The organism is Mesorhizobium sp. M1334 (genome assembly GCF_040317995.1).
Taxonomy (GTDB): domain Bacteria; phylum Pseudomonadota; class Alphaproteobacteria; order Rhizobiales; family Rhizobiaceae; genus Mesorhizobium.
Genome location: NZ_JAMYLM010000010.1, coordinates 20,465 through 37,665, shown reverse-complemented (window position 1 = coordinate 37,665; position 17,201 = coordinate 20,465). Strand labels below are relative to the sequence as shown.

General features: G+C 59.6%; 20 protein-coding genes. 6 read left to right on the top strand and 14 right to left on the bottom strand.

Features of this window, described 5'->3' with window-relative positions; translation table 11 throughout:
* Nucleotides 1-5: 5 nt before the first annotated feature.
* From virB9 to NKH17_RS18395, 9 genes are all read right to left on the bottom strand, one after another.
* Nucleotides 6-842 (bottom strand): P-type conjugative transfer protein VirB9, encoded by an 837-nt coding sequence (gene virB9 / locus NKH17_RS18435; protein WP_352971674.1) that lies wholly within the window; start codon nucleotides 840-842, stop codon nucleotides 6-8.
* Nucleotides 839-1,570 (bottom strand): VirB8 family type IV secretion system protein, encoded by a 732-nt coding sequence (locus NKH17_RS18430; protein WP_352971671.1) that lies wholly within the window; start codon nucleotides 1,568-1,570, stop codon nucleotides 839-841. Before NKH17_RS18430 ends, virB9 begins: the two co-directional genes overlap by 4 nt.
* 13 nt (nucleotides 1,571-1,583) lie before the next feature.
* On the bottom strand, nucleotides 1,584-2,654 hold the full coding sequence (locus NKH17_RS18425; protein ID WP_352971668.1) for a TrbL/VirB6 family protein: 1,071 nt from the start codon (nucleotides 2,652-2,654) through the stop codon (nucleotides 1,584-1,586).
* Between the two features lie 226 nt (nucleotides 2,655-2,880).
* Nucleotides 2,881-3,555, bottom strand: a complete 675-nt coding sequence (locus tag NKH17_RS18420; RefSeq protein WP_352971665.1) for a type IV secretion system protein — start codon at nucleotides 3,553-3,555, stop codon at nucleotides 2,881-2,883.
* Between the two features lie 50 nt (nucleotides 3,556-3,605).
* Nucleotides 3,606-4,466 carry a hypothetical protein gene (locus NKH17_RS18415; RefSeq protein WP_352971662.1) on the bottom strand — a complete coding sequence of 287 codons (861 nt, stop codon included), beginning with the start codon at nucleotides 4,464-4,466 and terminating at the stop codon, nucleotides 3,606-3,608.
* A 17-nt stretch (nucleotides 4,467-4,483) separates the two neighbouring features.
* Nucleotides 4,484-6,895, bottom strand: coding sequence for a VirB4 family type IV secretion/conjugal transfer ATPase (locus NKH17_RS18410; protein ID WP_352971659.1), 2,412 nt, complete (start codon nucleotides 6,893-6,895; stop codon nucleotides 4,484-4,486).
* A 2-nt stretch (nucleotides 6,896-6,897) separates the two neighbouring features.
* Complete coding sequence (locus NKH17_RS18405; protein WP_352971655.1) at nucleotides 6,898-7,206, bottom strand: VirB3 family type IV secretion system protein; 309 nt, start codon at nucleotides 7,204-7,206, stop codon at nucleotides 6,898-6,900.
* 5 nt (nucleotides 7,207-7,211) lie between these two features.
* Nucleotides 7,212-7,520 carry a TrbC/VirB2 family type IV secretion system protein gene (locus NKH17_RS18400; protein WP_023819752.1) on the bottom strand — a complete coding sequence of 103 codons (309 nt, stop codon included), beginning with the start codon at nucleotides 7,518-7,520 and terminating at the stop codon, nucleotides 7,212-7,214.
* 12 nt (nucleotides 7,521-7,532) lie between these two features.
* Complete coding sequence (locus tag NKH17_RS18395) at nucleotides 7,533-8,480, bottom strand: lytic transglycosylase domain-containing protein (protein ID WP_352971652.1); 948 nt, start codon at nucleotides 8,478-8,480, stop codon at nucleotides 7,533-7,535.
* Between NKH17_RS18395 and NKH17_RS18390 the strand changes: the two genes are divergently transcribed.
* Together NKH17_RS18390 and NKH17_RS18385 are read left to right on the top strand one after the other, a co-directional pair.
* Entirely contained in the window at nucleotides 8,480-9,019 is a 540-nt protein-coding gene (locus tag NKH17_RS18390) for a hypothetical protein (protein ID WP_352971649.1), read from the top strand. The genes NKH17_RS18395 and NKH17_RS18390 overlap by 1 nt on opposite strands.
* Nucleotides 9,019-9,618 (top strand): thermonuclease family protein, encoded by a 600-nt coding sequence (locus NKH17_RS18385; RefSeq protein WP_352971647.1) that lies wholly within the window; start codon nucleotides 9,019-9,021, stop codon nucleotides 9,616-9,618. The genes NKH17_RS18390 and NKH17_RS18385 overlap by 1 nt, the downstream gene beginning before the upstream one ends.
* Here the strand turns inward: NKH17_RS18385 and NKH17_RS18380 are convergent.
* Entirely contained in the window at nucleotides 9,575-9,859 is a 285-nt protein-coding gene (locus NKH17_RS18380) for a hypothetical protein (RefSeq protein ID WP_352971644.1), read from the bottom strand. The genes NKH17_RS18385 and NKH17_RS18380 overlap by 44 nt on opposite strands.
* A gap of 465 nt (nucleotides 9,860-10,324) precedes the next feature.
* Nucleotides 10,325-11,344, bottom strand: coding sequence for a DUF1173 family protein (locus NKH17_RS18375; protein WP_352971641.1), 1,020 nt, complete (start codon nucleotides 11,342-11,344; stop codon nucleotides 10,325-10,327).
* 823 nt (nucleotides 11,345-12,167) lie between these two features.
* Between NKH17_RS18375 and NKH17_RS18370 the strand changes: the two genes are divergently transcribed.
* A complete protein-coding gene (locus tag NKH17_RS18370) occupies nucleotides 12,168-12,599 on the top strand; it encodes an antitoxin Xre-like helix-turn-helix domain-containing protein (RefSeq protein WP_352971638.1) in 432 nt (143 codons plus the stop codon).
* Entirely contained in the window at nucleotides 12,596-13,078 is a 483-nt protein-coding gene (locus tag NKH17_RS18365; protein ID WP_352795002.1) for an RES family NAD+ phosphorylase, read from the top strand. Before NKH17_RS18370 ends, NKH17_RS18365 begins: the two co-directional genes overlap by 4 nt.
* Before the next feature lie 180 nt (nucleotides 13,079-13,258).
* Here NKH17_RS18365 and NKH17_RS18360 read toward each other — a convergent pair whose 3' ends face one another.
* The 3 genes from NKH17_RS18360 to NKH17_RS18350 all read right to left on the bottom strand — a co-directional run bounded on the left by NKH17_RS18360 (nucleotide 13,259) and on the right by NKH17_RS18350 (nucleotide 15,586).
* Nucleotides 13,259-13,726: an ABC transporter ATP-binding protein gene (locus tag NKH17_RS18360; RefSeq protein ID WP_502910605.1), complete on the bottom strand. Its 468-nt coding sequence runs from the start codon at nucleotides 13,724-13,726 to the stop codon at nucleotides 13,259-13,261.
* Nucleotides 13,727-13,934: 208 nt separating this feature from the next.
* Nucleotides 13,935-14,687, bottom strand: coding sequence for a DUF7146 domain-containing protein (locus tag NKH17_RS18355; RefSeq protein ID WP_352971635.1), 753 nt, complete (start codon nucleotides 14,685-14,687; stop codon nucleotides 13,935-13,937).
* 596 nt (nucleotides 14,688-15,283) lie between these two features.
* Entirely contained in the window at nucleotides 15,284-15,586 is a 303-nt protein-coding gene (locus NKH17_RS18350; RefSeq protein ID WP_352971632.1) for a hypothetical protein, read from the bottom strand.
* A 681-nt stretch (nucleotides 15,587-16,267) separates the two neighbouring features.
* Here NKH17_RS18350 and NKH17_RS18345 point away from each other — a divergent pair.
* Both NKH17_RS18345 and NKH17_RS18340 read left to right on the top strand, forming a co-directional pair.
* On the top strand, nucleotides 16,268-16,720 hold the full coding sequence (locus NKH17_RS18345) for a helix-turn-helix domain-containing protein (RefSeq protein ID WP_352907190.1): 453 nt from the start codon (nucleotides 16,268-16,270) through the stop codon (nucleotides 16,718-16,720).
* Nucleotides 16,721-16,862: 142 nt separating this feature from the next.
* Nucleotides 16,863-17,195, top strand: coding sequence for a hypothetical protein (locus tag NKH17_RS18340; protein WP_352971629.1), 333 nt, complete (start codon nucleotides 16,863-16,865; stop codon nucleotides 17,193-17,195).
* The last annotated feature ends 6 nt before the right edge of the window (nucleotides 17,196-17,201 follow it).

Here is a 17,201-nt window from a genome sequence, read left to right as displayed (position 1 = left end):
TGTACTCATTGGGAGATGGCATCAGGCCCCCTCACTTTCCGAACAGTCCCACCGCCGACACGCTGCGGCTCGTAAGGTTCAAGCCCGGTCGGTTCGTTCACATTGTTCAGTCTCAGATTGAAGACGCAGGTTGCTTCGTTGCCATTGCGCAGCGACCATTGGTAATTGACCTTGTCGACGACGATGTACGCGCCCTCGCGGCGATAATTCACAAGCGTCTCATTGCGCTCGCTGTCGACGACATAGATCGCCGGCACTTCCCTTGCCGGATCGAAGCGGAACCAGGTCTTCACGCCGTCGTCGTAGATCACGAGCGGCTTATTTGCCGACGACCCCTTATAGGCATAGGACGAGTTGGCGTTTTCGGCCTTGAAACCCTGCCGGTTCGGCTGTGCCGCCCGGGCCTGGGCTTCGTCCATCAGCGCCGCGTCCGACACCTCTTCGGGATAGCGGAACTTGATTGCATAGACTTGTTGCGCAACCGGCCGAAACTCGCCGTTGAGGAAGAACACATAGCTGCGCTTGTTGGTCAGGACATTGAGATTCCCGCCCGCATTCTTCTCAATCGGCTTCACAAACAGCACATTGCCCTTCTTGTTGGGCTCAATGCTCCAGGCCGGGACGTCGCCAGCGCCGAGGGTTTCGATTTTCTCGTCATCGCCGAATTCGATCATGGTCGAGGCGCCATAGCTGGCCGGCACCGACACCACATCGTCCTTTTGATACCAGACGAAGCGAATGCGACTGTCACGAGATCCCGCCCGAGGGGTCTGTTCGGCAAGGGCCGGCTGAACCGCGCAACCGCCGAGCCCGATTGCCATCAGGATGGCGGCGACCTTCATTGCGGTGTCTCCGCGGTGGGTGCCGGCGCCGTCTCCTGATCGCGCCGGTATTCGAGCACCTGGAAGCCGAGCGGATTTTGAAAGCGGATCTCGTTTTTGGCCGGCACGCCGGTGTAGCGGAACCGGATCAACGACACCCAATGCCGCTGCACGGTGTTCGCCTGGCTCTTTTCCTCCGTCATGAACCGGACCAGGGCGGTCCTTTGGTTGGGAAATGTCACGGACTTCACGGTCACCGCCACGACGGTGTTTCGACCGTAGAGCACGACCGGGTTCGTCACCTTGTTTGCCGGGCTGAAAAGCTCGACGAGCTCCCTCGAGGCATCGCCGGCGCTCAGCAATTGCGCGAGATCGAAGTTGTCCTTCAGCGCCTTCGGATCGTAGGTCTCGCGAGCCTTCACATAACGGACGATATCGAACATCCCCATCGACTCGTCCTGCTGCAAAGGCCCGTCGGCCAGCGGCCGCTTGACCTCGACAAACCCGGTGGATTTGTCGACCACCACCATGTAGGGCTCATAAGTCTTGAGCGGCAGCGCAAGGATCAGCGCGCCCACCGCTGCAACGGCAATGACCGAGGCGACGCTTGCCACACACCACGCCAGAGATCGCGACCAGCCATTGCGCCGCGCGATATCTTTTTCCCAGATTGCCGCATCCACGTAGTACGGCAAGGGAGACTCGGTTTCCTTCGCCGGTCCCCCAGCGCTTTCCTTCACATCGCTCATTGGTGCCCCAAACCTATGCGGGATCCGTCAGCTTTCGGGAAAGCCGTGCATATTCCGCTGAATTCTCATACCTTCTCTGTGCGAGGCTCACGCGTGCCCGCTCGCGACCCGCCAGGCGTTCCTGCCGGGTGCTCCAGCCCAAGCGTCCCATCAGCCTGCGCTGACCGGCTTGGCCCATCGCTGCGAAGGCGCCGCCGTAGAAGCGCCCAAACGAAGGCGTTCCAATACCAATTCCGCCCGCGAGCGAGGCGGCAACGTTGGTGATTTGCGACAGCAGCAGCACGCCGACGAGGCAGATCAGGATCAGCGGCGCGGCTTCGGTCAAGGTCGTTGTCGCAGCACCATTCGACCGGTTGACCGCGTCGAAATAGGTCTGGGTGATCGAGATGAAGAATGCACAGAAGGCGTAGACCAGAATCTGCACGCACATGTACTGCACGATCGCGGTTATCCAGCCGGCGAAGAACCGGGTCGTGTAGCCGAACAGCATAAGAATGATGAACACTGGGGCGAGCGCCAGCAAAAGCCAAAGAAAGATCTTCGACAGGATGATGAGGAAGATCGCATAACCGATGAGCAGCGCGCCGACGACAAGGATGATCGCCGCCAGTACGTAGCCGCCGAAGTTCAACACGCCAAGGCTCTTGATAAAGGCGGAGGTGGAATTGGCGAGCGAATCCCAGATATTTTGCAGGGCCGTCTGCACGGAGTTGACGGAGTTCAGCCCGGCCGATGTCCCGGTCACATTGGCCGAAACGCTCGTGAGAAGGCTGTTCCCGATCGCGGAAGGTGTCTCATTCGCGAACGAATAGGCATATGTTTGAAAGTCCCCCCAGCTCGTCGCCAGAGCGTAGATGACGAAGGCGCGGAACAGGCGCCAGACCATCTCTTTTCCCGATCCGGTCGAGGTTCCCTGCCAGATGCCGATGGCCCAGAATATCACGTACAGCGTCAGCATCAGGCCGGCGACACCCACCTGTCCGCCGCCGGTCAGGGCCGACGCGAGGTTCTGGTAGGCTTGCGATACATAGTTATTGCCGAACTGATCGACCTGTTGCAGGAGCGTCGTGATATTGAAGTTCATTTTTTCGCCGTCCCACCTGGAAACAGAGATGGATCGCTATTCAGTGCCTTCATCGGACCGCACTCGAATGGCTTCTTCGCTTCTGTTCTTGGTTCGGGCGCCGCGAACGCCATCGATTGCATCGGTCCCTCGTCGCGCGAGCATGGAGCCTTGAGCGGCTTGTGGCCGCACCCCGAGGTCGCGACAGCGCCAATGATGGCGGCCGCCGATAGAAGCAAGCGCACCGTCATTGGCCGGATTTGTATTCGAGCCCCCGCGAGGCCTGGGTGATCAGGTTCATACGATCGATGTTTTCCTGGTTGGCGGCCGCCGTAGCTGTGTTCACCGCGCCGATCAGCTCGTTCACTGTCAGACCCGTTTGCACCATGATCTGGCTGTTCTGATCGATCGAGCCCTTGATGTCCTGCGCCGTGCCGATCCGTTGAGCGCCCGACTGAAAAGCGCTGGAACGGGTCTTCACCCCATTTTGCGAGGAGTCGACCAGTCCAGTGACCGTGGCCGCGACGTTCACCAGGGCGCTGTAGTTCTTATCCATCTGCGTCGTCTGGCCATTGATCAGGCCCGAAATGGTTTTCACCAGCTGCAAGCCATTGATCATGTTCGAAACGATGCCCTGCGATCCATTGCCGAGGCCGGCGAACGACAACGAGCCGCCCGAGATCACGCTACCAAGCGAAGGCGCGTCCCCCATGGAGAAGCCGCCATTGCCCAAAGCTATCTGCGCGAGCTGGCCGGCCTGGCTCGACCGGTCGCCGGTGACGGCCTGCAGCGTCTTTTGCGTATAGTTCATGATGTTGCGGTCGGTGTTGAGGATCTCGCTCGTGGCCGACGCAATCTGGCGTGCCTGCTCCAGATTGGCCTCGTCGATCGTAGGCACCTGCGCAAAGGCGATGCCGCCCAAGCCAAGCAAGAGTGCCGCTGTTAATGGAATTCCACGCATAGCGCTTTCTCCTATTGAGCCTGATATTGCTTGATGGCCGACATCAGTTCGTCGGTCGTCATGGTAACGGGAACGCTGTTCGCGTCCCGTTGGATTTGCGAAAGCACGGGCGAGACGTTTTCAACCGTGTCGGTCGTGCGCGGCGCCGTGCATGCGCTGTCCGCCGACGGGCAGCACGGGTTGCCGGCCGTGCCGCCGCCGCTGGTACTCCCAGGGCAGCTCGTCGAGCCACCCGAGCCAGGCGGCGGGGACGCGGGAGTGGGCACCACCAGGCCGGACGATCCCCGACTTGTCAGTGTGGCAGTGCCAATGTTTCGCACGTTGAAAGCTTGGGCGAAGAACCCTGTCGCCTGGATCACCTCGTTGAAGGTCAGCCCGCCTTGGGCGCGGATTGCGCTGTTGCGGTCGAAGGCTTCCATGACCGTTTTGTCAGTCCCGATATCCTGCCCCATGGTCTCGAAGGACTGCTTATTGGGGGCCACCGTTGACATGCTGCCATTCATGCCCCCGAGAACCTGACCGGTGATATCCAACTGGCCCCTTTCGCCGGCATTGCCGCCGACAGCGCCCGATCCCGACCCGGTCGAGGCGAACGCCGAAGAGCCCTTGATGTCCAGATTGGCCTGTTCCAAGGACGCCTGGCCACTCGCCGGATCGACCGAAGCCTTCGGGCTCTTCACGTTCTGCGCCTTTTTGGGCGTCGTCACCGCGCAATTGACGCCCTGCGTGGCGGACTTCGTGTCCTCCTGGATGAGCTTGATCTGAACCTTGTCGGCCTTGTCCTCGCTCCGCTGCGACAGAATAGGGCTGTCAGAAACCGGCACGGCCGCCATCGCCGTCGATCCGGCGAACACCGTCACAAGGGCGGCCATCGTGCCTATAATGGTCTTCATTCCGGGTCCCTCCCAAGAAAGATTGGCAACCAAACCTGCGGATCGTCGCCGACACGCGCGCGTAGCGCGTCGAGCTCCTGAACCGTCTCAATTCGACCGGAGAGGATCTTGATCGCATCAGGCATCGCGCCCAGATTGAGGCGCGCAATGACGCTGTCCTGATCATGCTTGATCAGGAATTTGCGGGCTTCGGGCGGGGTTTCACGGATCCATTTGATCTCGCGCTCCGACAGCCCGAACGCCCTGTGAGAATCCTCATCCGCCTTCGGGTTGGGGAAAAAAATATTGGTCGGCGTCTGTTCGATCAGCGTATTGGCAATCGACGATTTCACGATATCCGCCGCAGACTGCGTGCCGAAGCCAATGATGCCGTTCAATTTTCGAATGGTTTTCAGCTTGTCCTTGATGAAGTAGCTGAAAATATCATTGTCCAGCAGCTTCCAGCCTTCATCGAGGAAGATCATGACCGGTTGCCCGTCAAGCAGCTCCTCGATGCGATGGAAGATATAGAGCAAGGCTGCCGTGCTGGTCGTTGCGTCGCTCAACACGCTCGTCATGTCGAAGCCGAAAATGGACGACATCGAAAACGAGTCTTCCGCGTTGTTGAACAACCAACCGCGCTGATCGGGCCTCATCCATGGCTGCAAGCGCGAATAGAGATCGTCATCGCCGGCGCGCATCGCACCGCGCAACAGCTCGGCGAACTCCTCCATGGTTCGACCTTCCGGCGGCGCGCTCGCCACCTGGGCGATCGCGTTGCGGATGACTTGCTCCTCGCGCGTCGAGTGGGCGTGTCCGTCGGATCGACGCAGCATGAAGCTGAAAAGCTGGAAGAGGAATTCCCGGTTGCGCGGCGTATCGGGCAAGCGCAACGGATTGAAGCCGGAAGGCTCGCCGGCCTTCAAAACATCATAGCGGCCGCCAAGCGACCGCACGAAGATATCCAGGCCGCGGTCCTTGTCGATCATCACCAGCTTGGGGCGCGGCGTGATGCGCTGCGCCTGTGCCGCGAGAAAGCCGAGCAGCACCGTCTTGCCCGAGCCCGAGGGGCCGTTCAGAGTGAAGTTGCCGAGGTCTCGAACATGGAAGTTGAAGAAGTAGGCCGTTTGCGACGTCGTCTCGAGGACGCTTATCGGTGTTCCCCAATGCACCCCGCCAGTCCGGCCGCTCGGATAGTTATGAAAGGCGGAGAAGCCCGCCATGTTCTTCGATGAGATCATCGACTTGCGCGCCACATAGGCGAAATTGCCGGGCAGGGTGGCCCAGAATGCAGGTTCACAATTCAGGTCCTCGCGAACCCACAGGGCGGATACCTCGGTCAGCGCCGTGCCGACGTCGGTCACGCAGCGCGCCACGTCGTCCATGGTTTTCCCAAGGCACAGCACCGTCAGATGATGCAAACCATAGAGCGCTTCCGAAGACAAAAGCTCATCGCGCGCTTCACCAAGTTGATCGGCCACGATCGAGCCGGCTTCATCCGACATGTCGATCTTGCGCCCGACCCGCTCCATCTGGGTCAGCGCCTGGGGCTTGTCGATGATGGCGAAGGATTGCGTCACGATGAATTCGTGCGGCACCTTCAGCATGGGGTTGAGCATCCCCGGTCCCGTGATGGAGGGGTACTCGCCTACCGAAATGATGGCCCCGTATCGCGTTTCGCCAGGGAACGCCCCCCGAATTTCCAGCGCATTCGGGCCGAAGAACAGCCGCTTCGTCGCTAGCGCCTCCGCGAGTTTCATGCGCGGCAGTGCCATCGGCCGTGGAAATCCGCCATTGACGAGCTGCACCAGGAATTCCAGCGGCTCGGAATGCCAAACGTCACTGCGCTTGACGACGGTGAGAACCCGCGCGCCATACGCCTGCAAGCTCTCTCGGACGGCTTTCATCACGTCCGTGAGTTCGATCAGCGCCCGCTCCTCGCTCGAAGATCGACCGTCCGCAGCCCTTCGTCCCAAAAGCTTGCGGATCACGAGATCCGCCGTCCCGACCGTGCCTTGCAGCTCGCGCCGCACGATGGTCAGGTAGATATCGTTCACAAACATGCGCTGGGTGCGCAGGGCCGCCGTATAGCGCTGGTCCAGCTCTTGGCAGAACTTGTTTTCGAAGCTCGACTCGATCGCGGGCTTCACCTCGCGGCGCACGATATGCGAGTAGATCGCATAGCGGGAATTCGCCAACCCCCGAATGAGATCGTTGCGGCCGAGCAGGCGCGAATTGATCTCGGCGATATCGATCGTCTCGAAGCACAGTCCGCTCATGTGAACGAAGGACATCAACATGCCGTCCTGCGTCTTGATCACCTCGTCGGACACATGCCGCGAATAGGGTATATGGGCCGAAACCGGATTCTCCCGACGAGACACGGCCCCGAAACTCAGTTCATCACGAAGAGCCCGCGCGATTGCCATGGTCACACCCGATAACTGCGCGCACCCCAGAAGCTGGCGCTTCGGGGCGGCGTCTTTCGTGAACGGATGAACATGATCTCGATGAACATGGGATCGCGCATGATCGCGATCCTGGCAACCGCATAGAGCGGCACGCAGATACAGAGCATGACCAGATTATGGGTTGCAAGGAACACGACAGCGGTCAGCACGCCGATGAACCCCGCAAGCTCGTAGGGAATGCCGAGCACCGTCGGCGCTCGGGTCAAGCCCTTGACGAGCGGAGTGATCAACAATTTGGGCTCGCCAGGATCGAGCCGGCCGTCTGCCACACCGATCACCTGCCGACCGCGGATTGAAAGAATTCGACGATCTGGGCCGAGCCGAAGACCAGCACGATACCCAGGACCCAGCTTCCGGCCACAAACCATGACAGGCGTGCCGCCCAGGCCATGAAGCCCATGAAAATGCAGAACAGAACGGCCAAGGCCGTCGCGATCGGCCCGGTCAGGGTCTGCACCAGCGTCTGCAGCGTGCTTTGCACCGGCTGGAGATTTCCGCCCCCAGCCATCGCCTGCGTTGCCAAGAGCATGAGCGGCATCGCCACACCAGTGCTGCGTGCAGCAAACATCTTCCACAAGGTCATCAAAGCTTCTCCTCAGTCAAAGTCTTGCACCATCCCGCCTTGCCAGACCGGCGCCGTCGCTTCGCGAGACGTCATTGTGCTGCCATTGCGGGAGTTGGCGCGGGATGTCGGATCATTTCGTTGATCCGCTGCGCCGGCCGCAGCCGGTTGAACGCCGGCCAGGTCAAGGCTCACCGCCCCGGCGGGCATCACCGCCTCAGACCCGACCGATGGCCATTGGTAGAAATCATTGATGACGTTGGCGACGTAGCCAACCGTCTCGGGGTAGGGCGGCACGCCCTTGTATTTGAGAACCGCGATCTCGCCGGCATTGTAGGCGGCGAGCATGTATATCGGGTTCGGAAATTTGCGATGCAGGTCCCGCAGAAAGCCGATCCCACCTTTCACATTATCCGCGGGATCGCAGATATTGACCCCGTAGCTTGCCGCCGTGGACGGCAGAAGCTGCATCAGGCCGTAGGCCCCTTTGGGCGATAGCGCACCGGTATTGAAGCGGCTTTCGGCCCGGGCAACCGCGAAGACGAGCGGCGGAGCAAAGCCTTGCTGGCGCGCGACCGTTTCTACGATCCGCTGTCCTTCTTCCTTCGACAGGGCGGCGACGCCGGGGCAGGGGTTGTCAGCCAAGGTCGGTGTCACCGTAGCGGCCGCGCTGTCAGCACCTCCCGCCGCACCGATCCGCTGAACGTCCTGGCTTTCGACCTGGTAGGCCGGCATCACCCGGCCTTTGGCGTCGACGGCCGCATTGACGATGCGACCGGTAGGTGCCGTGACGCTGCCCTGGAAGTTCCGGGAAGCTTCCTGTGCAGACGCCGCTTGGCACGTCACCAGGATCGCACCCGCTGCCAACACCGTTTTGCGGGATCGAATCATTAAAATAGCCCTGCGCCGTTGCCGATTCTGGAATGCTGAATTAATACAATGACTCGATGAACTGCAATCGCGAAATTGAGGCAGACACAATGAAAATGAGCAGGGTTCTTTCCGTTGTGGCGTTTTTGCCGACCTTGTCGGTTCTGTCGGCGGCGCCGGCCCGTGCTGATGATTTTGGCTGCAAGGTCTTGCTGTGCATCCTCAACCCGCAGGGTTGGGCGAGCGTCGGGGAATGTGTGCCCCCGGTCGAGCGCGCTTTCCGTATGGTCGCGCATGGGGAGCCCTGGCCCCAGTGCCCCGAGGCCGGCAGTTCCGGTCGTATCGGATATGAGAAATTCAAACCCTGCCCGGACGGCACGATCGCCGTCTCGCCTGAGACGGAATCGAGCGGAAGCGACAACAGCTCTCGCTCACAAACTGTCTACAGGCCAGACAGCAACGGCGCTTTCTGTGCTGCGCGGAATGCAACGAATGCCTCTTGGGCCACGAACCCGAGAGGTTCGGGTTACGGTGCGCGTCCAACATCGGCGGTGACGCGGCGCGAGCAGAGGACGGAGCCAAACTATCTCGATCTCACGACGAACGACGGCAAACAACGGTTCTGGTTCAATCTGAGCAGGTATCAATAATGAAACCTGGCTTCGCCGCCGCCGGCATTCTCGCGGCCGTCCTCGCCAGTGTTCCGGCACTGGCCGAGGACAAATCCAATCCCTGGTTTCCGATCCCCGCCACAGCATCGTTCAGCACAGGCGACACCTGGACCTATGCCGGTGAGACCCACCGCCTCTACGGCGTTCAAGCCTGCCTGCGAGGCACATATTTCACAAATAGCGCAGGGGGGCATGTCGATTGCGGGGAGGCAAGCCTTGCAATGCTCGTGTCTCTCATCCGGGATCTCAAACCTCAATGCTACACGGCCGCTTGGCAGGCCGCGACCAAAACGCGCTTCGTCGTTTGCGTTGCGCAGCCTACTTCAGGATCCGCGGGAGGTTCTCGCATCGATCTCGGCACGGCGCTGATCTCGACCGGCTGGGCGTTCGCGGCCGTCACTCCGAACGGCGCTCCGGTCCATGCTCCCTATATCGTCGCGCAGGAGGTCGCTAAAAAGCAGCACCTTGGCCTGTGGCAGTTTGCCGACGTGCCCGATCCGAATGCCATCATCCTCCGCGATATCCGAAACGCATCTAACCAGGTTGGTCAGTCTTCGAATCCGCCTGCAAATCGATAACTGGTCGCCGGCGCGTTGGATCATACTGTACATTCTGGTGAGGCCATCGCCGGACCACGAACGCGACGGCAAGCGCAATCGCCGAAATCAATCCGAGAACAATAGCCGCGACCAGCCCCGGCTCTCGCCAAAACGATAGACTGTCCCACTGGTTCAAAAGCCGGGCGCCGGACAGCACCAAAATGAGGACTGTTGCGATGACAATGCCCGTTCCCGGATCCATGTCGAATTTCTTCAGCATCGCTTTCTCCTTGTCGCACTCCCTGGTCACGGCCCCATCAACGATCGCTTCCAGCGCAAACGCCGGCGCCAGACGCAAGCTCAGGCGTAGCCTGCCCTACGGGTGTGCCAGCCGTCGTCCGCGCTTCGTCGCGCTCACGGACCCTCGCCAACCGCATCGAATCATTGCCCTCATCTTGTCTTTCGCTTGTTCACGATTTTTATGTCCTGGCTGGGTCCAATTACGGCTGCAGCCTCGCACGCGCTTCGGCTTTTCAGTTGTTCGGTCGATATTCCAAAGCCTGCCTGCCGGGCGGAGGCGAAAGCCGCTGCTGTTTGCCCGGTAGCGCCGGTCGGGGGCCGCTTGCGTCCCAGCGCCAGGTCTCGAGCTCGCAGCTTGAAATCAGATTGTCGAATTCCGCCCGTACCGCCTCGTTAGCATCGTGCGGTACGACAAAAAGCGCGGTTCCCTGCTGGTCAACGTCGGTCAGAAGACCGAACGCCATGCCGGCAGCACGTTGTAGCGCAACGTTTTCACAAACCGCCGATGCTCCCCGGTCAGGACCTCGATCAATTCCTTTTCGTCGTTGTGCTGAAACGGAATCCAACTCTCAGTCACGTTCATAAAGCCGATTTCGTCGATCGCCAGAATGCCGGACGGCATCTGCATGACCGTTGCGATGGTGATCAGGTGCGAATTTTCGTGCAGTCGCCACAGGTCGAATTCTGCTGCAAAGCGCTTCGGCACTGCCCTGAACATTTTCTCATCCATGAAGAGCGGCGCGGCGGGCATATGCTTGACCGACAGCTTGCCGCCAAACCGGGCAGGATCGAGCGATTTCACAATGCCGATCACGATCTTCTTGTGCTTGGCCTTGGCTGCCGCCGCGAAAGCCCGCTCCCGATCCGCTGCCAGGCGATCCTTGTACTCAGGGGAGTACATTGCCGGCATAAACAGCAGCTCGCGCAACTGGAACTTCTGGCTCGACTTCGCATCGGCCGCGCCCCAAAGAAATTTCCGGACCAACCCCCAATTTCTTTTTCCCACAAAGCCGGGTGCCATTAATGTCAGCTCCGCTTCTTCCCAGAGATAGTCGAGCAAGCCTCGCAGCGTGAGCTTCTTCGGATCGGCCTTCACAGTATGGTGGGAAGCCCCCTCGCCGGATGATCCCTGTCGCGCCTTGCCTTGTGTCAGTGCGAAGGCCAGCTTCAGCTGCGCCGCCTCCGATGCAGGATCCTCGATGATTGCTTGACCCAGGATCTCCGCCTTTCCCGATAGTGCAAGGGGCAGTTCATAGCGATCACAGTCGACCGCATGGTCCTTGCCGGTGTTCGGCATGCGCTTGATGATCAATTCCTCGCCGACGGCGGCGATGTACATCGGCACCCCGGGATGCCGACACAAACACAAGACGCGAGCCTGCTGATCCCGCGCCTGACGCAAGAGCGTCTGAATTTCCGGGTGCTGGGGGCCAACCGTGCGACCCAGAACAGCAAAGTCACTCATAAGGTGCCATCCGACTTAAGATTGTTCGCCTTATGATTAAATCATTGAACCGATGTTTCGTTCAACCCATTGGGTTCAACGATGCTTCCCATGGATTGACAGTGGTTAACCCAGCAGACTCGAATGGGCTGATGTTTCAGGTAGGCGACCATAGAGCCGCAAGCAGCGGCTGTGGCGGCGATGTAGCCGTCCGCGGCGTGATCCGCCTGGGATGGTGAAGCATGATGACAATCCGATCCTCGACTTAGACTGTTTCATCGATGGCGTGCATGAAGAGCACGCGGTCATGTCCTCGTGCCGGATGATCCGACGAAGCTACGCCACTATGGTGACCTCTCAAGACCGGAACCGCGCGCTTGTGACGTTCTGTAATGTGGCGCACAAATTTCTGCCGTTTTATATGTTCTTTGGAATCCCATTCGTCGCCAACGCGTTGAAATAAGATCAAACAGGTAAAATCGTTCGATGGTTTCCTCCCATTTCCACCGGACGGTGTTCCTCCCTGAAGGCTTTAACCTTCTTTGGCCGGGCCGTATCCGAGCCCGGCCATTCTTTCTTCCGGGCTTCCTTGTTCAGCGCTGGCGGAAACGCGTTTGTCCTGGTGTCAATCATTCGCGACCAAGGCGGTTCGCACTCGCCGCCTTAGCGCTTTTCGAAGGCTACGCAGGGGAGGTGTCGGTGGGACTGATGCTGCTGGCGGGCGCCAAAGGCTAACGCGTGACAGCAAGGATCGCAGGGTGATCGGATCGGTTCGCGCTGACGCAGGGACTTGCAGGGCGCATCATGTGAGGCTATATTGTGCCTCACATGAATGGAAAGTGGAATGCTACCGTTCGGAAATGTAGCCGACGTGTTGGGGCTGCCTGCTAAGGAGGTGGCGGCGCGGTCGCCATTCGGACTGATCTCCCGGATCGAGAATGGACTTCCCATTGGGGTGGTCGAGCGCGTTGCCCATCTCGTTGCCCCGGGAGATGCTCAGTTCAAATACCGGCTGATCCCCAAAGCAACCTACGAGCGGCGCAAGACGGCGCATCGCCTGTCGTCGGATGAGGGCACACGATTGGCCCGTGTGGCGCGGGTCTGGGGGCTTGCTGTCGATGTCTGGCAGAACGAAGAGGAAGCACGCGATTTCTTGTTTCGGCCGCATCCGATGATTGAGGACAAGCGACCGATCGACATCGTTATCCTCAGCGAGTTTGGCGCCGAAATGGTGGTCGACATCCTCGGAGGTCTGAAGTATGGCAGTGCTGCGTGACGGCGCAGACTCTCGATCGCACCCTATTGTCCTTTCGTGTCGGCGATCCGGCCGGCACCTACCCGATCTTCGACGCGACAGGCTCGACAGTCGCACCAGGGCGATGGAACACGCCCGGAAGTCCTATCATCTACACCAGCGAGCACTATTCGACGGCCCTGTTGGAAAAGCTGGTGCATGGCAGTGGCCGACTGCCGCCCAACCAGCACTACATCGAAATCACAATTCCGCGCGGACTGAGCTACGAGGTTTTTTCGCAGCCGTCACTGCCCGGCTGGGACACGATGCCGGCGACGGTAAGCAAGGGATTTGGCGAAACCTGGTGTTTAGAACGGCGCAGCGTCATCCTGCTGGTGCCGAGCGTCGTGGCACGTCTCGATAGCAATGTGCTGATCAATCCAGCGCATCCGGAGTTTTCAAGGATCCAGACGAGTCTCCATCAGCCTGTCTACTGGGACCGGCGGCTGTTTGGCGCGTAAGGGGAGGGGCTTTCTGCGCCCTACTACTCCAGAGCTATCGCATATGGGCTCACAGCGTTGAGACATCGTCGTTTCATGCGTTGGACCGATCGCGCTTGAGCATTCCTCAGCGGTTTTTCTTGCCCATCCCGCAGGGTTACCACACCGGCCAATAGAGATGGGCTAATCCGTTCACTTCCGTCAGTGCAGGCCGAATTCGCGCAGCAACTCTTCACGGTAGCGCACGAACCGGCTTTCGCTGCGCTCGCGCGGGCGGGGCAGGTCGACATCGATCAACCGCGCCGCCCCGCCTTTCTCCGTGGGCAGGATCAGCACCCGGTCGGCGAGATAGATCGCCTCCTCCAGATCGTGGGTGACCATCACCATGGTGACGTTTTCTTCGCTCCAGATGCGGGCCAGTTCCTCCTGCATGCCGATCTTGGTCATCGCGTCCAGCGCCCCCAGCGGCTCGTCGAGCAGAAGGATCTCGGGCTGGACAGTGAGCGCCCGGGCGATGCCGACGCGCTGCGCCATGCCGCCCGAGAGCTGCGCGGGATAGGCATCGGCGAATTCGGCGAGGCCGACGAGCGAGATGTAGAAGCGAGCCCGTTCCTCGGCATCCTTCCTCCGCTTTTGGCGGTTGTGAGTTCTCGTTGAGCGACTGTGCAGCGAGGTAGGTTAGCGCCTTCACCGAGTGGTCGACAGTATCCTCTGACGGAAGACTTCGGCGCCGGTCTTCTGAAGCCAAGGCATGGGTGTCGAGTAGAGATAGGCGCGCATCTGGTGCCGGTTCTAGATGCTCGAAGGCACCCTTCGCCAGAACAAGTGGTGCCAAATTCGTGATCAAAGTTGATGGCAAGTTGGCCCGCCGAGAGGTTCAGGTGTCTGCGCCGAGTGTTTCGCGCAGCAGAAGATCCAAGGGTAGGGTCTCGGGAGTCGGATCGTCCTCCCACAGCTTCGCGAAATCCCGGTCGTCGGGCGGTCTGTGAATGAGGACCTGGCGCTCAGGGTTGGCTTCGCGAACGCGTTCGGCCGCGCTGAGGCCGGGCTTGTCCGGATCGGCGAAGACGACGATCCGCTGTACGAATTCGGGCAGCTGAAGAAACGGCAAACGTGGTGCCCCCAGTGAGCACCAGACGGGCAGGCCGTATCGCAGCATTACGGCATGGCCGGTCTCATAGCCTTCGGCAATACCAAGGACGGCGGCCGCTGGGGCGAGCCGCAAGGCAAAGCCCCGGCTGGGGCCGATGACGCGGCGCGGCTCGTCCAGCCCTGCCTTTTCTGGCCGTGTCGGGTGCAAGAGGGTGAGTTGCACCGAACAGATTGAACGGTCTGGGGCCTGCAGAGCAGCCACCAGCGCGGGAAAGCGGTTCTTTCCCAACCGATAATCCGGCAGATAGCGCAAAGTTGGCAACGTCGCCGGCAGACGGCGAGAGGCAAGATAAGCTTCGCCGTGCGTACCGGCGAGCGCAGTCGCTCTCGACCAGAGCGCGAGCGCGTCCGCTGCCGTGGTTTTGGGCGCCGCCGGACGAACACGACGCAGAGGCTCGGCCGCGCGCTTCGACAAATCCAGGTCCGCAATGGCGGTCTGGATGTCGACGGGATCGCAGCCTGCAAAGCAGTAGAGCATAAGACGATAATCCCCGTCACGAACAGAGAGGGAGGGATGGCGGTCGCCTTTCCCCTGCCCGTGACTTGGTACAGGGCAACGGCACAAGTAGCTGCCGCGCGCCGGGTACCCTCCTAAAGCGCGATATACCTGCGCAGCGCTTGGCCACGACACCTTTGTCATGGACCTGATAATGCCGCCAACTCGCTATCGGATCAATAGAATGATTCAATAGCGCGTTGAACATTGCCGGCGAAATAGCCGGGGCGGTTCAAGGGCCAGGACTTAGCCCTCGTGACGTGACGGCAGGATCGCCTCGGCCAGGTAGCCCAAGCCTGCATCGCTGAGTTCGCAAACACTCGAGATTAGCGATCAGGAGCCGTTGCATGAGGTAATTACGAGAACCATTTGCGCGCGAACGCGCAACCTGACCTTTAGACGATCGGCACCTTTGTGGCGTTCCTAGGAGGCTCGGTCGGGGCCTTTTGGGAATTCGGGACGCTGCGTTGCGCAAGCCTCGAATCATTTGGGGCTACCGTATCAGGAGCTCGCAGACCTGACGGAACAGCAGGGTCGTCTGTGTGCGTGATTGAGCAGATCCTGGCGCGCAGAGCCTGTTAGAGTTTGAAGCGGCCAAGGCGCTGATCGTTGACGCGGTACTGCCAGGCCAGTTTCGAATCCTTGGGGTTGACGCCCGACGTTGACCAGGCGGAGCGCTCGACCTTTGCAGCGTCATGCAAAGGAAGATCGTCATCACAGCGCGACGGTTGTAACGACGACCGAAGACGATAACGTCCGATACTGCGGGTTAGAAATTCGATGACACAGACGGCGGCGAGGGACAGGATCAAGAAAGCAGTGGAAAAGCTGAGCATGCGAAGGCCGGCTTCCTGATCGGGCAGGGCGAAGAAAGCGAGCACGCCGCCGGCGAAAATTGCGAACGCAAACCTCATGAACATGACAGAATGTCTCCTATTTCGATGCTGATCAATATAATATCACAGATTGATCGTCATTATAATGATCAATGGAGATAGGATGGCCCCTCATGGGATCAAGCGTTTTTCGACGGCTGGGGGCATGGTGCCGTTTTTGGCGGTATCGGCTTCAGAGTATTACCCGGCGCCATTTCCATCTCGAACAGGCATAGAGATTGGTTCCGGGGCCAAGCCTTGCGGCCCCGCCTTGAGTGTAATCGCCCGAAGCACCGGCGTCGAGGTCTCGCTTCTGGTCGACCTGAACCAGGTCATTCGAAGTGGTCGGGCAACGATTGCAAGGCCTGCCTGCCGCAAGGGCAGAGATCAGGGTTGTCCGGGGATGAGGTGGCACACGACAATTCATTAGCAAGGGGACCCACGAGATCCAAACCGGATTCATTTAATTATACATTTTCAACAGGGCATGCAGATCGTCAAATGCTATCGTGCATCTGGAACGATTTAGCGGGTCAAAAGCTGTACGCCGTCACTTTGCGGAGTATGGGGAGGATGCCTCGACACTTTAATAGGGCAATGAGTTATCGTTTCGGCTACAAGCCCTGAGCACTAGACATTCTGCAAAAAATGGCCGTCATATTCCGACCGATAAGCAGGGGGGCAGCTGTGCCGATATTTAAAAACAAGACAGAAGACAGCGATGGTTGGCTTTCGATCCTGCTCGCGCTGCGACTTCGCCAAATCGAGAACGAGTACCCGGACTATGCGAGTTTTGCCGACGCTACGGGGCTATCGCGCGGCACGCTCTACCAGTTGCGGACGGGGAAGGGGAACCCGACATTCGTCACCCTGGAGCGGCTGGCGCGGCACCTGAAGGTTCCGGTGTGGACGCTCATTGGTCGGACTGGTGACGACGACAGCGTGAAGCGGGATATCGAGACGTTCGGCTTCAGCTTCACCGAGATTGCGCGGCATATTGAGGCCACGCGTGCCGTGAAGCGCTCGATGACGGAGTTCAGTGGTGTTCCTTCTTTGAGAGAGGCAGCCAGCCCCGCTGGGGCAACCTCCGAGAAGAAGCGGCTGCCTCCGGCCAAAAAGGGACGCAGGACAAGCCAGTAGATACAAGAAAAGTAGAAGGTGCTAAACAATCAGCGTAGATTTATTTGCTACGATAGGCAAAAAATCTATCTTATATTTCTTTGACTAGCATCAGAAAATCCGCCAGCGTCGATGCATTGGCATCATTGCTGAAGGGTTCACGATGCAAGCGAATATCTGGCAAGTCGCAGGAGACAATGCGCTCTATAGGGAAGCGGCGGCGTTCGTCGATTGCCACCCGAAACCATGGGTGGAAGAGGTTTCGGAATTTCTGCGGAAGAAAGGCAAGCCCGAGACGATCACCTTGGTGATCGGACAGTTCATCGTGGCGGCTCTGTTCGAAGGACAATACGCGGATCTGCTGTACTGGTCGCTGGTTGCGGCCGAAGTGAACTGCGTTGTGATGGAGCAATGGCCTGATGATGTGCGCCAGGAGTTGGCAAGCCATCTGAAACGGGGATTTGGAAAGCTCTCGTCGCGCAATCTCTCCCATTGAAGGCGG

Bases quoted from the DNA above. Each gene is read 5' to 3' on its own strand.
- virB9 (WP_352971674.1), bottom strand. From the start codon at position 842: ATGAAGGTCGCCGCCATCCTGATGGCAATCGGGCTCGGCGGTTGCGCG.
- NKH17_RS18430 (WP_352971671.1), bottom strand. From the start codon at position 1,570: ATGAGCGATGTGAAGGAAAGCGCTGGGGGACCGGCGAAGGAAACCGAG.
- NKH17_RS18425 (WP_352971668.1), bottom strand. From the start codon at position 2,654: ATGAACTTCAATATCACGACGCTCCTGCAACAGGTCGATCAGTTCGGC.
- NKH17_RS18415 (WP_352971662.1), bottom strand. From the start codon at position 4,466: ATGGCCGCCCTTGTGACGGTGTTCGCCGGATCGACGGCGATGGCGGCC.
- NKH17_RS18410 (WP_352971659.1), bottom strand. From the start codon at position 6,895: ATGGCAATCGCGCGGGCTCTTCGTGATGAACTGAGTTTCGGGGCCGTG.
- NKH17_RS18400 (WP_023819752.1), bottom strand. From the start codon at position 7,520: ATGACCTTGTGGAAGATGTTTGCTGCACGCAGCACTGGTGTGGCGATG.
- NKH17_RS18390 (WP_352971649.1), top strand. From the start codon at position 8,480: ATGAAAATGAGCAGGGTTCTTTCCGTTGTGGCGTTTTTGCCGACCTTG.
- NKH17_RS18385 (WP_352971647.1), top strand. From the start codon at position 9,019: ATGAAACCTGGCTTCGCCGCCGCCGGCATTCTCGCGGCCGTCCTCGCC.
- NKH17_RS18380 (WP_352971644.1), bottom strand. From the start codon at position 9,859: ATGCTGAAGAAATTCGACATGGATCCGGGAACGGGCATTGTCATCGCA.
- NKH17_RS18375 (WP_352971641.1), bottom strand. From the start codon at position 11,344: ATGAGTGACTTTGCTGTTCTGGGTCGCACGGTTGGCCCCCAGCACCCG.
- NKH17_RS18370 (WP_352971638.1), top strand. From the start codon at position 12,168: ATGCTACCGTTCGGAAATGTAGCCGACGTGTTGGGGCTGCCTGCTAAG.
- NKH17_RS18355 (WP_352971635.1), bottom strand. From the start codon at position 14,687: ATGCTCTACTGCTTTGCAGGCTGCGATCCCGTCGACATCCAGACCGCC.
- NKH17_RS18340 (WP_352971629.1), top strand. From the start codon at position 16,863: ATGCAAGCGAATATCTGGCAAGTCGCAGGAGACAATGCGCTCTATAGG.